Annotated in this window: 2 rRNA genes; both read right to left on the reverse strand. The window is 44.5% G+C overall.

The annotated features are described in order from the left end of the window. Nucleotides 1-80, reverse strand: a 23S ribosomal RNA gene (locus tag L5M10_RS24040); the annotation flags it as partial. A 380-nt stretch (nucleotides 81-460) separates the two neighbouring features. Next, a 16S ribosomal RNA gene (locus tag L5M10_RS24045) occupies nucleotides 461-632 on the reverse strand; the annotation flags it as partial.

Raw genomic sequence — 632 nt, forward strand, 5'->3', positions numbered from 1 at the left:
CAACGCTTTTCGCAAGTTACTACGTCCTTCATCGCCTCTGACTGCCAAGGCATCCACCGTATACGCTTAGTCGCTTAACCATACAACCCAAATGAGTTTCACTCACCTGCGTCGCATTGCGACCAGCTTGGTTTTACTTGTCTCACTTCTGACCAAAGAAGTGGACGCGCCTTAGACGTAAACTATTCAATAAAGAATAATTTACTATTGAATATTCAAGACACTTAATAAAGTGTTTGAGAACTCATGATGCTCTTGCTTAGCAAAGAATGCTTTCGCAATTACATAGTTTTGTAATTAATCACATGACAGACTCATGTAATTAAATACTATCAGCTTTCCAAATTGTTAAAGAACAATGCGTACCGGCTAGCGGCGCATTTAGCTCTGACTTCTCCTAAGAGAAGATAAACAAGCAATCTGTGTGAACACTCAACAAACATTAAGTTAGTCGTATAGGTAAGGAGGTGATCCAGCCCCAGGTTCCCCTAGGGCTACCTTGTTACGACTTCACCCCAGTCATGAACCACAAAGTGGTGAGCGCCCCCCCGAAGGTTAAGCTACCCACTTCTTTTGCAGCCCACTCCCATGGTGTGACGGGCGGTGTGTACAAGGCCCGGGAACGTATTCAC

It is taken from the genome of Shewanella sp. SM32, from assembly GCF_025654235.1.
In the GTDB taxonomy this organism is placed as follows: domain Bacteria; phylum Pseudomonadota; class Gammaproteobacteria; order Enterobacterales; family Shewanellaceae; genus Shewanella; species Shewanella oncorhynchi.